The 14,611-nt window shown below is 66.3% G+C and carries 12 protein-coding genes; 8 read left to right on the top strand and 4 right to left on the bottom strand.

Going from position 1 to position 14,611, the window contains the following annotated elements:
• Positions 1-253 precede the first annotated feature (253 nt).
• The gene (locus ACTIEW_RS08815; protein WP_439477536.1) at positions 254-559 is read left to right on the top strand and encodes a CsbD family protein; all 306 of its coding nucleotides are present in this window, start codon (positions 254-256) and stop codon (positions 557-559) included.
• 3 nt (positions 560-562) lie between these two features.
• Here ACTIEW_RS08815 and ACTIEW_RS08810 read toward each other — a convergent pair whose 3' ends face one another.
• Positions 563-1,252 carry a TorF family putative porin gene (locus ACTIEW_RS08810; protein WP_439477535.1) on the bottom strand — a complete coding sequence of 230 codons (690 nt, stop codon included), beginning with the start codon at positions 1,250-1,252 and terminating at the stop codon, positions 563-565.
• A 133-nt stretch (positions 1,253-1,385) separates the two neighbouring features.
• On the opposite strand from ACTIEW_RS08810, the gene ACTIEW_RS08805 reads away from it, so the two are divergent.
• The gene (locus ACTIEW_RS08805; protein ID WP_439477534.1) at positions 1,386-3,035 is read left to right on the top strand and encodes a sensor histidine kinase; all 1,650 of its coding nucleotides are present in this window, start codon (positions 1,386-1,388) and stop codon (positions 3,033-3,035) included.
• A 29-nt stretch (positions 3,036-3,064) separates the two neighbouring features.
• On the opposite strand, the gene clpA is transcribed toward ACTIEW_RS08805, so the two are convergent.
• The 3 genes from clpA to ACTIEW_RS08790 form a co-directional block, all read right to left on the bottom strand.
• Entirely contained in the window at positions 3,065-5,377 is a 2,313-nt protein-coding gene (clpA, locus tag ACTIEW_RS08800; RefSeq protein WP_439477533.1) for an ATP-dependent Clp protease ATP-binding subunit ClpA, read from the bottom strand.
• Between the two features lie 13 nt (positions 5,378-5,390).
• Entirely contained in the window at positions 5,391-5,726 is a 336-nt protein-coding gene (clpS, locus tag ACTIEW_RS08795) for an ATP-dependent Clp protease adapter ClpS (RefSeq protein ID WP_305305470.1), read from the bottom strand.
• 317 nt (positions 5,727-6,043) lie between these two features.
• Complete coding sequence (locus tag ACTIEW_RS08790) at positions 6,044-6,583, bottom strand: phasin family protein (RefSeq protein ID WP_439477532.1); 540 nt, start codon at positions 6,581-6,583, stop codon at positions 6,044-6,046.
• Positions 6,584-6,835: 252 nt separating this feature from the next.
• Here ACTIEW_RS08790 and ACTIEW_RS08785 point away from each other — a divergent pair, with 252 nt between their 5' ends.
• The 6 genes from ACTIEW_RS08785 (at position 6,836) to ACTIEW_RS08760 (ending at position 14,517) form a co-directional block, all read left to right on the top strand.
• Positions 6,836-8,257, top strand: a complete 1,422-nt coding sequence (locus tag ACTIEW_RS08785) for a D-alanyl-D-alanine carboxypeptidase (protein WP_439477531.1) — start codon at positions 6,836-6,838, stop codon at positions 8,255-8,257.
• 118 nt (positions 8,258-8,375) lie between these two features.
• Complete coding sequence (locus ACTIEW_RS08780) at positions 8,376-10,427, top strand: TonB-dependent receptor plug domain-containing protein (RefSeq protein ID WP_439477530.1); 2,052 nt, start codon at positions 8,376-8,378, stop codon at positions 10,425-10,427.
• A gap of 182 nt (positions 10,428-10,609) precedes the next feature.
• Complete coding sequence (gene rpsF / locus ACTIEW_RS08775) at positions 10,610-10,999, top strand: 30S ribosomal protein S6 (RefSeq protein ID WP_056615127.1); 390 nt, start codon at positions 10,610-10,612, stop codon at positions 10,997-10,999.
• A 12-nt stretch (positions 11,000-11,011) separates the two neighbouring features.
• A complete protein-coding gene (gene rpsR / locus ACTIEW_RS08770) occupies positions 11,012-11,290 on the top strand; it encodes a 30S ribosomal protein S18 (protein ID WP_284221729.1) in 279 nt (92 codons plus the stop codon).
• Between the two features lies 1 nt (position 11,291).
• The gene (gene rplI / locus ACTIEW_RS08765; protein ID WP_439477529.1) at positions 11,292-11,876 is read left to right on the top strand and encodes a 50S ribosomal protein L9; all 585 of its coding nucleotides are present in this window, start codon (positions 11,292-11,294) and stop codon (positions 11,874-11,876) included.
• 163 nt (positions 11,877-12,039) lie between these two features.
• Positions 12,040-14,517 carry a TonB-dependent receptor plug domain-containing protein gene (locus ACTIEW_RS08760; RefSeq protein ID WP_439477528.1) on the top strand — a complete coding sequence of 826 codons (2,478 nt, stop codon included), beginning with the start codon at positions 12,040-12,042 and terminating at the stop codon, positions 14,515-14,517.
• The last annotated feature ends 94 nt before the right edge of the window (positions 14,518-14,611 follow it).

Genomic DNA, 14,611 nt, shown 5'->3' with positions numbered 1-14,611 from the left:
GCTTTTGACGTAGGCCCCCTCCATGATCCCCCGTCGGCGAGGCGGGAGGCGGAGATGGCGAAATGCGCCGGAGTGGACGGAGTGGACGGAGCGGACGGTGTTTTCCAGATTTACCCGGGTAAAATTTGAGCGTCAATATTGCCCGGGTAAAATAAATAGTCGCCGCCCCGGACCTCTTTCCGCAGGAACCGCCGGCGCCGACATGCACTTTTGCTGCAGGCCTCCCCGCCCTGTACACAACCAAGGATTTCCCATGACCGACCAACGCATCGACGGCGCCGCAACCGAGCTCGAAGGCAATGTCCAGAACGGGCTCGGCCGCCTGACCGGCGACGCCGGGCTGCAGCTCGACGGCCGCCTCAACGAGGTGAAGGGCAAGGCGCTCGACGCCTATGGCCGCGTCATCGACGGCCTCGACGGCCTGGTCGGGAAGGCCCCGGCCCAGTATCAGGACAAGGCGCGTCAGGGCCTCGACTTCGCCCGCCGCAAGCCGCTGCTGACCACCGGCATCGTCGCCGGTCTGGCTGTGCTGCTCAGCGGCCTGGGCCGCCGCCGCTAGGTCTCAGAAGCCCCAGAACACCGAGGCGACGACGGCGTTGTCCTCGGTGTCGCTGTCCACCCAGTCGATGCCCAGCGTGAAGGCGCCCAGCGGGGCCTCGACCCCGACGCGCCAGTCGGTCTTGCCGTCCGGGGCGAAGCCGCCGTCCTCGTGGCCGATCATGGCATGCAGACTGACCGGCCAGGCCTCCGGCGCATACTCGGCGCGGGTCCAGACCCAAGTGTTGGCTTCGTCGCCCGTGCCAGTCTGGGAAGGGGCCCAGACCACGCCGGTGCTAAAGGTCGCGTCGCCGAAGGTGCGGCCGATGTGAAGCGGAAACTCGACGTAGTTCACGTCGTCGCCGTCGGGGTAGACGTTGGACCAGACGCCCAGGTCGATATCGAAGCCCCCCGCCGACCCGGCCCAGCCGGCGTACAGGGTGACCTCGACGGTCGCGCCGTCGCCGTCCGGTCCGACGCCGTATTCCTCGATGCCCGATCCCCAGACGCCGCCGTACAGGCCCGAAGCGTGCGAAAGGGTCGCCTCGCCCTGCAGGACGGGCTCCCCGGCCGACAGGGTGTAGCCCCGGTCGCGATAGTCCGAGACGACGCCGACACGCCCCTCGACCGACCACGGCCCCGCCTCCTGCGCGAAGGCTGGAACGCTGGACGCAAACAGCGCCGCCAGACTCGCCGCGATGACTCGATACTTCATGGTCCACACCCCGTTCAACACCGGGCGAGGGATCGCACAGCAGCGCGCAATCTTCCGTGTACGGATACGATTAATCAGCGGTAACCGCGTTCCATCACCGAACCTTATCGCCCGTCGTGCGACGTCAAGGCGCATGTCGGGACGTAGAAGCATAGAGCGCGAGGACCTGAAGCGGATCATCGTGATCACTCTGGCCGCTCTCACGCTCGTCATCGCCGGCGCGGTCGGCCTGATGGCCTACGCCGCCGCCGGCATCGACCGCGTCCAGGTCGAAACCGAACGCGAACTGGCCGAGGTCCGCCTCGACCGGACGTTGGAGGGCCTGATCGAGAACATCAACACGTCAGCCATCTGGAATGACTCCGTCACCGCCCTGGCGGGCAGGCCGGACATGGAATGGCTCCAGATCAATTTCGGCGACTACTATGCTGACTTCATGGGTCACGCGGTGACCCTGGTCTACGACCGGCACGGTGACCTGATCCTGACTTCCCGCGACAGCGAGCCGGTGGACCCGGCCAGCGAACGGGCCTTCATAGACGCCGTCGCACCGCTGGTGGCCGAGGTCCGGCGCCAGGCTGCGGCCAAGCATGACAAGCCCCGCGTGAGCTTCGACGCCATCATCAACCGCACGGCGATGGTGCGCGCGGGGGCCGAAATCTATCTGGTCGGCTTCGGCACAGTGGTGCGTGAGGATCTGTCGATGCCACGGCTGAACAACGACCCGGTCATTGTCTCCGCCAAGCCCGTTTCCGAACTTCTTACCGCCCTCGAAAAGGATCTGGCGATCCGGAGCCCCACGCTCACCGGGGCCGGGCCCCCGCAGGACGATCAAGGCTACCTCGTGCTGAAGGGCCCGAACGATTTGGTGCTGGGCCAGGTTCGCTGGACGCCCGACCGGCCCGGCCTCTCGGTCCTCAAGGGAGCCGCGCCCGCGGTCGTCGGGCTGATCCTCTTGCTGGCCGCCGCCGCCGTGGCCCTGTTCGTGCGGGTCCGCGGCATCGTGCGGCGGCTGGAAGAAAACCAACTGGATCTGACCGAGGCCCGCGACCGGGCCGAGGGCGCCAATATGGCCAAGACCCGCTTCCTCGGCGTGATGAGCCACGAGCTGCGCACGCCCCTGAACGGCGTGCTGGGCATGGCCGAGGTCCTCGCCATGGGCCAACTCGAAGCCAGGCAGCGAAGCCAGCTGGCCGTGCTGAAACAGTCCGGCGAGAGCCTGCTGACCCTGATCGAACGCATCCTGACCGTGGCCAGGCTGGAAAAAGGCGAGATGGTCCCCGCCCCCACGGGCGTCGACGCCGTCACGCTGATCCAAGCCGTCGCGAACGCGCACCAGGCCGCGGCCGGGCGCGCCGGCCTGTCCCTGATCGCGGAGGCCGACAACTCCATTCAGGGTCTCTGGAGGCTGGACGGCGACTACCTGCGTCAGGTCCTCGATCATCTGCTGGAAAACGCCTTGCGGCACACGCACAGGGGAACCGTGCGGCTGACGGCGCGGGTGATCAGGTCGGAGCTCGAGTTCCAGGTGGCGGACACAGGGGTCGGGATCGCACCGTCCCGCCTGCCCGAACTGTTCGCGAAATTCGTTCAGGCTGACGATTCGCACACTCGCGCCAAGGACGGGGCGGGCGTCGGCCTGACCCTCGCCCGCGGCCTGGTCGAGGCCATGGGCGGCAAGGTCCGCGCGATGAGCACGCCGGGGGTGGGATCGATCTTCACCGTCCACCTCCCGGCCGAACGGATCGAGGCCGCGGAGTCGGCCGAGCAACAGGCCGCCTGAGCCTTAGCCGCTTCCGGCTGTCGAGCCGATCAGTCCGCCGCCTGGGCCTCGACCGCCTTGGTCTGGGCCGCGTTGGGCCCCGCGACGTCGAAGGCGATCTTGCCGTCCTTCAGCGTCACCTTCACATGGCCGCCGCGCGTCAGGCGTCCGAACAGGATGTCGTCGGCCAGCGGCTTCTTGATATGCTCCTGAATGGTCCGGGCCAAAGGCCGCGCGCCATACAGTTCGTCGAAGCCGTTCTTGGCCAGCCAGTCGGCCGCCTCGTCGGTCAGTTCGATGGTGATGTTCCGGTCCGCCAGCTGGGCTTCCAGCTGGATGATGAACTTGGTCACGACCGACTTGATCGTCTCGGCGTCCAGCGCCTTAAAGGCGACAATGGCGTCGAGGCGGTTGCGGAACTCCGGCGCGAACAGGCGCTGGATGGCCTTGTCGTCCTCGCCCTCGACCTTGCCGCGGCCGAAGCCGATGGAGGCGCGGGCGTTGTCGGCGGCCCCGGCGTTGGTGGTCATGATCAGGATGGTGTTCCTGAAGTCGACCTTCTTGCCGACGGCGTCGGTCAGCATGCCGTTGTCCATCACCTGCAGCAGGATGTTGTAGACGTCGGGGTGGGCCTTCTCGATCTCGTCCAGCAGGACCACGGCGTGCGGATGCTGGTCGACGGCGTCGGTCAGCAGCCCGCCCTGGTCGTGGCCGACATAGCCCGGAGGCGCGCCGATCAGCCGGCTGACGGTGTGCCGCTCCATATATTCCGACATGTCGAAGCGCAGCATCTCGATGCCCAGCGTCGAGGCCAGCTGCTTGGCCACCTCGGTCTTGCCCACGCCCGTGGGGCCGCTGAACAGGAAGGCGCCGATGGGCTTTTGCGGATCACGCAGGCCGGCACGGGCGAGCTTCATGGCCGCGGACACCTGTTCGATGGACGACGACTGGCCGAAGACCACGCGGTTCAGGTCGGTCTCGAGCTGGCGCAGGCCCTCGGTGTCCGACTTGGACACTGACTTGGCCGGAATGCGGGCCATGCGGGCGATGACGACCTCGACCTCCTTCTGGCCGATGACCTTCTTGCGCTTCGACTCGGGCAGCAGCATCTGGCTGGCGCCGGCCTCGTCGATCACGTCGATCGCCTTGTCCGGCAGTTTGCGGTCGGTCATGTAGCGCGCCGACAGCTCGACTGCCGTACGCAGGGCCGCGTCGGTGTAGCGGACCTTGTGATGGCCTTCGTAGGAGGTCTTCAGCCCCTTCAGGATCTTGACCGTGTCCTCGACCGTCGGCTCGTTGACGTCGATCTTCTGGAAGCGGCGGGCGAGCGCCCGGTCCTTCTCGAAATGCTGGCGGTACTCCTTGTAGGTGGTGGAGCCCATGCAGCGCAGGCTGCCCGAGGCCAGCGCCGGCTTCAGCAGGTTGGAGGCGTCCATGGCCCCGCCCGAGGTCGCGCCCGCGCCGATCACCGTGTGGATCTCGTCGATGAACAGGATGGCGTTGTCGTGCGTCTCCAGTTCCTTGACGACCTGTTTCAGCCGCTCCTCGAAGTCGCCGCGATAGCGGGTGCCGGCCAGCAGCGCCCCCATGTCGAGGCTGTAGATGGTGGCCCCTTCCAGCACCTCCGGGACCTCATGGTTGACGATCTTGCGGGCCAGGCCTTCAGCGATGGCGGTCTTGCCGACGCCGGGATCGCCGACCAGCAGCGGATTGTTCTTGGTCCGGCGGCACAGGATCTGGATCGCCCGCTCGACCTCGGCGTGACGGCCGATCAGGGGGTCGATCTTGCCCTTGCGCGACTTCTCGTTGAGGTCGACGCAATAGGCCTCCAGGGCCTCTCCGCCCGTCTTGGCGGCGGCAGCGTCCTCGGCGTCCTCGGGACTGGCGCCGGTCTTGGCCGGACGCGTCTCGCCCGAGCCGCCCGCCTTCTTGGCGATGCCGTGGGCGATGTAGTTGACCGCGTCATAGCGGGTCATGTCCTGCTCCTGCAGGAAGTAGGCGGCGTGGCTTTCGCGCTCGCTGAAGATGGCGACCAGCACATTCGCGCCGGTGACCTCCTCGCGGCCCGAGCTCTGGACGTGGATCACCGCCCGCTGGATCACGCGCTGGAAGCCGGCCGTGGGCTTGGCGTCTTCGCCATCGCTGGTGGCGAGCGCCGCCAGATCGGTGTCGACATAGAGGGTCAGCGCGGTCTTCAGCGCGACCAGGTCGACGTTGCAGGCCGTCATCACATTGCCGGCGTCGGGGTCGTCGACCAGGGCCAGCAGCAGGTGTTCGAGGGTGGCGTACTCATGCCGGCGCTCGTTCGCATAGTGGACGGCGCGGTGCAGGGTCTCTTCGAGAGGACGCGAAAATGAGGGCATGGGGAAGTTCCTCTCAGTCCTTTTCCATCGTGCATTGCAGCGGGTGCTGGTGGCGCCTTGCGGTCTCAATCACCTGGGCGACCTTGGTTTCGGCCACCTCATAGGTGAAGACGCCACAGACCCCGACACCATGCTGGTGCACATGCAGCATGATGCGAGTCGCGGCCTCGCGGTCCTTCTGGAAGAACCGCTCCAGCACATAGATGACGAACTCCATCGGCGTGTAGTCGTCGTTCAGGATCAGCACCCGATAGAGCGAGGGCTTCTGAAGCTTCGGCTTGGTCTCGGTGACCGTGGCGGCGCCGAGACCTCCACCTTCCTGTTCACCTGGCCTGCGGGACGGCGGCATTCGTATTCCGTGTGGGGAGAGTCGATGGATCAGATAGGGAATGATGGCCTGATTTGTAGAGGCGTCCAGTCACTCTTGAGTGGGCCGCGTCAATTCTCCCTCCCCCGAAGTGGGGAGGGACGGCGAGGCGAAGACGAGCCCGGGCGGGGAAGTGCGAAACATCCGCGGACCTGGCTCGCCGCCGCAATTCCCCACCCGGATCGCTGCGCGATCGTCCCTCCCCACTTCGGGGGAGGGCCAAACGAAAGAAGCCCCGGCGTTTCCGCCGGGGCCCCCTCGTAAACTTACAAACTACGCTTACTGAAGCTGCAGTCGCCTTAGCGGGCGGCCTGGAACTTTTCGACCGAGGCGGTGACGCGCTCGTTGATCGGCTTGAAGCTGTTCTTGACCGAGGCGGTCAGGACGTCCGTCGCCTTGGTCACTTCAGCCAGATAGGCTTCGGTCGCCGACTTGGCCCAGGTCGTCTGCAGCTCGAGCAGCTCCTGGATCGAACGGGCCTGCGACATCGACTGGGCGGCGGCGACGCCGTCTTCCCACGACTTCTTGGTGAAGGCGACCGATTGGGCCGACAGGGTCTCGGCGCCCTTCTGGGCGGCGGCGGCCGAGGCGACGAGGGCTTCGAGGTTCTGCTTGGACTGGACGTTCAGCTCGGTCAGGCCGGCGGCCGACTTGTCGGCGACTTCGCGCAGCGCCTTGGCGCCGGCGGCCTGGGCCTGTTCAGCGTTGGCCTGGAACGTGGCCTGGGCCTTCTCGGCCGAAGCCTTGACGGTGGCCGTAGCGGTTTCAACGGTCTTCTTCACGGTGTCCGTGGCGGTTTCGACGGTCTTCTTGACCGTATCAGCGGTGGTGTCAGCCATGATGATCTCCAGTGTCGTTTCGCGGCGGGGGACCGCCAGTGATGTGTTCCGCGAGGAGCCAGTCCATCGCGACAGACGGCTATATGGTGCAAGTGCGAAGAGACGTCAAGTGAAAATGGTGCGGCGCACAAAAGTTCACAAAATCGTTGACGGGTTGTTTACCCTCACGAAACCGGAATGACGCATGTTAGCCTTTCGTCAGCGTCGCGTGGTGGGGCCGCCGTCGCGCTAATGTCTTGTGAGGCCTGATCTTTGTCGCTCTCCGCCCTGATCCGTCGCGGATTCCTGTCGCTGCTGCTGGCCGTCGCGGTCACGCTGACGCCGACGCGCGCGCCGCACGCCCAGTCGGCTGACAATGCGCGCTACGCCGCCATCGTCGTGGACGCCGAGTCGGGCGAGGTGCTGTTCGCCCGTCACGCAGACAGCCGCCGCTATCCGGCGTCCATCACCAAGGTGATGACCCTGTACCTGGCCTTCGAGGCGCTCGCGGAGGGCAAGATCAAGCTGGACGATGTCATCACCGTCTCGCCCCGCGCCGCCAGCCAGCCGCCGTCGAAGCTCGGGCTCGCCGCGGGTCAGACCATCACCGTGGACGACGCCATGCGCGCCACAGCCGTGCGCAGCGCCAACGACATGGCCATGGCGCTGGCCGAACATATCGCCGGCTCCCAGGAGCGGTTCGCGGCCCAGGCCACCCTGAAGGCCCGCGAGCTGGGCATGACCCAGACCCGCTACGTCAATCCGAACGGCCTCCCTGACGCCCGCCAGCTGACCTCCGCGCGCGATCTGGCCATCCTGGCCCGGGCCGTCATGCGGGACTATCCGCAGTACTACCGCTATTTCGGCCAGCACGACTGGGCCTACAACGGCCGCGAATATCGCAACACAAACGGCCTGCTGCGCGGCGGCTCCGGCTATGACGGCATGAAGACCGGCTACACCAACGCCTCGGGCTACAATCTGGCGGCCTCGGCGGTGCGCGACGGTCGCCGCATCATCACCATCGTCCTGGGCGGACGTTCGACGGCCAGCCGCAACGCCCACGTCGCCGCCCTGATGGATACGGGGTTCGAAGTCGAACGGGCCCGCGCCCGCGGCGAGACGATACAGGTGGCCCAGACCTTCTTCGAGGCCCGCGGCTTCGGCATCGGCCCCGACAGCAACGGCCCGATCGAATACGCCGCCGTCGCCGATGACGAGGATGAGGAAACCGGCGCCGGGTCCAGCGTCCTGCCGTCCGGCTATGTGACCTACGCCGCCCTGCCCGCCAGTCCGGTCCCGCCCGCGCGCGTGACGCCGCCGCCCTCCGAGCGCGCTGCCGTCGAGCGCCCCGCGGATGTGACCGCCATCCTGAACGGCGGGTCCTCCGTCGCAACCCCGCCCCGTCCGCGACCCCCGGCCCGAACGCCGGTGCGTGAACCCGCGCGCGAGCCCGCCGGCCGCTGGTCGGTTCAGGTCGGCGCCTTCCGCGATGAGACCGTCGCCCGCGACTGGCTGACCGAGATCAACCGCCGCTTCCGCAGTCAGTTCGCCTCGGCCGAACGCACGGTCCAGAACGCCGAAGGCTGGTATCGGTCCCGCTTCACCGGCATGACCGAACAGGGCGCTCAAGGCGCCTGCACCGCCCTCGCGGAGCGCCGTGTCACCTGTATGGTCGTCCGGCCCCAGGAATAGGCGGCGCCACCGGCTATCGCGCAGCCTCGGCTGATTACAATTTCGACAGGTTATGGTCGCGTCCGGGACACAATGCGCGTCAAGGTTCATCGCCCACACGGGTGGGGAATCAAAACACATGGCCGGAACACGCGGACGCTGGCGACTGCTCGGCGCTTCGATCCTCGCATCGTCGGCTCTGGTCGCGGACGCGGCGGCGGCTCAGACGCCGGCGGCGGCCGACCCGAACATCACCCCCTACGCTCCCGCGTATTTCATCGAATATCGTCCGGTCACCGCGCTGGACATGATCGGCCGCATTCCCGGCTTCCAGTTTGACGGCGGCACATCCGCGCGGGGCTTCGCCGGCACCGCCGGTAACGTGCTGATCGACGGCGAACGTCCGCCGACGCGCAGCGACGCCCTGTCCACCGTGCTGTCGCGCATCCCGGCCTCACAGGTGCTGCGCATCGACATCGTGCGTGCCGGGGCCGGCGGCATCGACATGCAGGGCAAGGCGGTGGTCGCCAATGTCATTCGCAGACCTGACGGGGGCGTCACCGGGGCCGTCTCGGCCAACGCCTCACTGTCGGACAGCGGCCGCGTTTCGCCTGGCTTCTCGATCCAGACCCAACGCCAGCGCGACGGTCGCTCACTGGACGGCGCGTTCCAGCTGAACATGGGCGAGAGCGAGAACGGCGGCAGCCGCGTCCGCACCGCACCCGACGGTCAGGTGCTTCTTCAGGCCCAAAGCCGGAATGAGAACGAACACCAGTCGGCCCAGGCCACCACCGTCTATGAAGGCCCCTTGGCCGGCGGGCGTATCCGGGCGAACGCCCTTATCTCCTGGAATACCGGTTCCTTCGAGGGGTTCGACACCTTGTTCGTTCCCACGGGCGAGGAACGATCAACCGGCGACAACGACAACCTCAAGGGTGAGGCTGGCCTGCGTTGGACGCGCAGCCTGCCACGCGGCATGACTCTCGAACTCGTCGGCTTCCAGCAACTGGTGCGCTCGAACGGCGACTTTACCTACAACACGCCGGTCTTCACCTCCGACACCCTGTCGGAGTCGAAATCGGGGGAAAGCATCGCCAGCGCCGCGCTCAAATTCGCCCCCATGGGCAGATGGAACTTCGAAACCGGATCCGAGATCGCCCTGAACTGGGTCGAAAGCCGTTCGGCCTTCGGCTTCAACGCTTCTCCCGTGCTGTTGCCGGGCGACGATACGCGAGTTGAGGAACTGCGCAGCGAGACCTTCGCCACCGGCGTCTGGGCGCCGCGGGCCGGCCTCAGCGTCGAGACCACCCTCCGCTACGAGGCCTCGCGCATCACCGCCACCGGCAGCGGCGGCGAGGCGGAGACACAGCTCAGCTTCCTTAAGCCCCGGCTGAACCTGGCCTGGACCCCCGCCCCCGGCCATCAGGTCAATTTCAAGATCGAGCGCAACGCCGACCAGCTGTCGTTCGGCGCCTTCACCGCCTCGGCCTCGTTCAACACCGGCATCTTCGGTCGCGGCAATCCCGACCTGCGCCCGGCTCAGGTCTGGCTGGCCCAGGCCCGGTACGAACGGGTCTACGACCGGCAGGGGTCGTTCGTGGCCGAACTGACCCATGAGCTGATCAACGACGTCCTGGGGCAGGTCATTGTAACGGAAACGCCCCCCGGCGCGCCCGGTCCCATCGCCTTCAACATCACCCGCAATGTCGGCGACGCCACGCGTGACACCCTGAAACTGAGCAACCGCCAGCCGCTGGACCGGTTCGGCATGACCGGCGGCATTCTTTCCGCAAGCCTCCAGTGGCGCCGCTCACAGACCGAAGACCCCGTCACTTTCGTCGACCGTCGCCTGTCCGGCGAGCAGCCGTTCAGCTGGAGCCTCGGCCTGAGCCAGAATCTGGTCGTTCAGCGCATCAGTTGGAACGTCAACGTCTCCAGCGGTATCGAGGTGGCGTCTTTCGCCCCGCGCACCCTGTCCGGTTTCAGCACAGGCCCCAGCTTTCATGCCGGGGTGACCTACCGCCCCGACGCCCGGCTCAGCATCTCCGGCAGTCTGTTCATCAGCGACGGGTTCGACAGTGATTTTACCCTGTTCGACGCCCCCCGGCCCGCCGGCGCGATCCTTTATGAGGAGCGAAGCACCTCGCCGGGCCAGATTCAGGCGTCGATCTCTGTGCGACGGGCCTTCTAGATCCGAAGACCGGTTGCCCCCCCGGCCCTTTTCCCCTATACGCGCCGCCTTTCCAGGGCTTCGGTCCTGATGCGGAGTTCCAAAGGGTTCGGGAAGTCATCCCGGCCGCCGCTTCAGGATCCATCGTGGGAGAGGACTTACCCGGTCCCCTCGCGCCGACGCCCTACAAGGGAGACTACCGAATGGCTCTTTACGAGCACACGGTCATGTCGCGCCAGGATATCAGCGCGCAACAGGCCGAAGCGCTGAACGACACCATCAAGGGTTTGATCGAAGCCGGCGGCGGCACCGTCGCCAAGATCGAATACTGGGGTCTGCGCAACCTGACCTATCGGGTCAAAAAGAACCGCAAGGCGCACTATTCGCTGCTCGCCGTCGATTGCCCGCCCGCCGCCATGGCCGAGGTCGAGCGTCAACTGTCGATCAACGAGGACGTCCTTCGCTGGCTGACCGTCCGCGTCGAGGAACTCGACCTGGAACTGTCGCCCCTGCTGGCCCGCCGCGAACGCGAGCGCGAACGTGAGCGTGAGCGCACGCCCCGCGACGACGCCGCCGCCGAAGCCACCTTTTAAGGAACCCGGATCATGACCGACACCACCGCTCCGTCGCCGGGCGCGCCGGCCGGCTCCGGCGCCGCCGGACGCCGTCCCTTCTATCGTCGCCGCAAGGTCTGCCCGTTCACGGGCGAAGGCGCGCCGAAGATCGATTACAAGGACGTCAAACTGCTGCAACGCTACATCAGCGAGCGCGGCAAGATCGTCCCGTCGCGCATCACCGCTGTTTCCCAGATCAAGCAACGCGAACTGGCCAAGGCCATCAAACGCGCCCGCTATCTGGCCCTCCTGCCCTACGTGGTGAAATAAGATGAAGGTCGTTCTGCTTGAGCGCGTCGATAATCTCGGCGCCATCGGCGACGTCGTGTCCGTCAAGGACGGCTTCGCCCGCAACTTCCTTCTGCCGCGCGACAAGGCCCGTCGGGCCACGTCCGCGAACCTGAAGGCGTTCGAACTCGACCGCGCCGCCATTGAGGCCCGCAACGAGAAGAACAAGTCCGACGCCGGCACGATCGGCTCCAAGATCGACGGCCAGACCTATGTCATGATCCGGCAAGCCGGTGAGACGGGTCAGCTGTACGGTTCGGTCGCCGCGCGCGACATCGTCGAGGCCGTCACGGCCGAAGGCGGCAAGATCGAGCGCAGCCAGATCGTGCTCAACACCCCGATCAAGACGCTGGGCGTCCACGAAGTGCTGGTTCGCCTGCACGCCGAGGTCTCCGCCTCCGTCAAGATCAACATCGCCCGTTCGGCCGACGAAGCCGAACGTCAGGCGAAGGGCGAGGACGTGATCAAGGCCGCCTATGATGAGGACCGCGAAGCGGCCCTGGAACAGGCCAAGGACATGGTCGCCGGCGGCGCCGGCCAGCAGGACGGCCTCGGTTCGGAAGCCTGAACCGACGGCTGACCGCCGTCATCTGATCGAGGGGCGCGCCCGATGGGCGCGCCCCTTTTCATGTCCATATTGCGACCTTCTCCGAAGCCGGCGAATTAACCGTGCTTGACCTTGGCCATATTGGCTCCCAGCATAGAACTTCATTCTGCGTCTGGGGTCGGTCATGAAAATTTTTTCCACTCGCTCAGCCTTGCTGATGTGTGTTTCCGCAAGCGCCGTGCTGGCGTTTCCGCTCGCTGTATCCGCCCAGCAGGCGACGTCGCCCGGTGATCCCCAAACCAGCGAGATCGATGAGGTGGTCGTGACCGGCACCCGCACAGTGGGCCGCTCTCGACTGGATACCATCGCCCCGGTGGACGTCATTTCCGGCGAGACGCTGAGCCGGCAGGGCGCGGGCACCGAGACCGCCTCCGCTCTGGCCGCGACCGCCCCCTCGATCAATTTTCCCCGTCCCGCCATCTCCGACGGTTCTGACCATGTGCGCCCGGCCACCCTGCGAGGCCTGGCCCCCGACCAGACTCTGGTCCTGATCAACGGCCAGCGCGGCCACATCAGCGCTCTCGTCAACGTCAATGGCAGTCTGGGCCGCGGATCGGCGGCCTTCGACCTGAACACCATCCCGACCGTCTCGCTCGGCACGGTTGAAGTGCTCCGCGACGGCGCTTCGGCGCAGTATGGCTCGGACGCTATCGCCGGCGTCATGAACCTGCGCCTGCGCGAGGCGCGCGGCGGCGGCGGCGTGACGCTGAACTACGGCGTCTACGACACCGAAGTCCAGACGGCCCGGGGCACGCGCGACGAGTCAGACGGCGCACAGACGTCGATCAGCGGCTGGGTCGGTCTGCCGCTCGGCGATGAAGGATTCCTGACGCTGTCAGCCGAGGTCCAGGATCGCAATCCAACAAACCGATCCGACTTTGCCGCACCGACCGCCACCCCGACGGGATCCACGACCACCGTGCTGGGCCGCTTCGGCGATCCCGCGGTCGAGGCCAGATCGATCTGGTTCAACGCGGGTGCGCCGATCAACGCCAACTGGTCGATTTATGGGTTCGGCGGCTACCAGAACAAGGACACCGAGTCCGCGGCCACGGCGCGCGCCTTCAACAACGCCAACAACGTCCTGTCGGTCTATCCAAATGGCTTCCTGCCGATCATCGCCACCCAGATCGATGACTTCAACCTCTACGGCGGCGCCAACGGCGAAGCCGGCGGGATCAATTGGGACATCTCGGCGAGCTATGGCCGAAACGCCCTCGACTATCGCGTGCTGAACACCATCAACGCTTCGTACGGGGCGGCCTCTCCGCTCGAGTTCGACGCCGGGGGGCTGGAGTACGAGCAATGGACCTTCAGCATTGATGGCGTCCGCCAGGCGGAGATCGGTCTCTACGAGCCGCTGAACGTCGCCTTCGGCCTTGAAGCCCGCAGGGAAGGATTCGTCCAGACGGCGGGTGAGCGCCAGTCGTATGACAAGAACCCGGGCAGCACCCAGGGCGGGGGCGCACAGGGCTTCCCAGGGTTCAGCCCCGCCAATGCGGTTGATGTCGATCGCAGCAACTGGGGCGCCTATGTCGATCTGGAAGGCCAACTCAGCGACGCCTTCACCTTCGGCCTGGCGGCTCGCTACGAAGACTATTCCGATTTCGGCGACACCCTGACGGGCAAGGTCTCGGCCCGCTACGACTTCTCGCCCAGCTTCGCCATTCGGGGCGCGGTTTCGACCGGCTTCCGGGCTCCGGCGTTGCAGCAACAGCACTTCAGCTATATTGCCACCAACCTGGTCACCACAGTCGTCGCCGGCGTGCCGGTGACCAACCTCATCCAGTCCGGGACCTTCCGGCCCGGCGATGCGGTGTCCATCGCCCTGGGCGCCACGCCGCTGAAACCCGAGACCTCGGTCAACTATTCGTTCGGCGGCATCTTCCGCTCCGGCGGGTTCGAACTGACGGTCGACGCCTACCAGATCGATGTCACTGATCGCATCATCCTGTCGGAAAACCTTGGCCCGACCCGCCCCAGCCAGTCGGCGGCGACGACCAATGCGGTTCTGGCGATCATCCAGCCGCTCGGCGTCTCGTCGGCCCGCTTCTTCACCAACGGGCTCGAGACCACGACCAAGGGCATTGACGTCGTAGGGCGCTATCGCATGCAGACCGACGCCGCGGGGCGGTTTGACTTCACCCTGGCCGCCAACTTCAACGAAACCGAAGTGACCAAGGTGCCCGGCATCCCCCTGGTCTCCATTCCCGTGTCGCCGAACTTCCTGTTCGATCGCGCCAATATTCTCGCTTTCGAGCAGGGCACGCCCGAGACCAAGGTCGTGGGCTCGGTGGACTGGGAGCTCGACGCATGGAGCGTCACCGCGCGCGCCACCTCTTTCGACAGCGTGCTGGTGGCCAACAACAACGCCACCATCGACTACGAGACGGGCGATCACACCCTGTTCGATCTGGAAGGTCGCTACGAGTTCGATCAGGGCGTCAATCTGGCTGTCGGGGTGAACAACCTGTTCGACGAATACCCTACCTTCACCCCGGCGGCGCTGAACGCGGCGACGGGATCGGTAGGCTACCCGCAGTTCTCGCCGTTCGGCTTCAACGGGCGCTTCCTGTACGCTCGTGTCGGGTATCGCTGGTAAGCACGGCGCCTGTCCGAGAAAAAGGCGCGTCCTTGGCGCCGGCCAGCAGGACGGCCTCGGTTCGGAAGCCTGAATCGACGTCTTTCTGATAACA

Source organism: Brevundimonas sp. (genome assembly GCF_051860745.1).
In the GTDB taxonomy this organism is placed as follows: Bacteria; Pseudomonadota; Alphaproteobacteria; order Caulobacterales; family Caulobacteraceae; genus Brevundimonas.
Note: the sequence above shows the minus strand (reverse complement) of the source record. Positions and strands in the feature narration are given on the sequence as shown.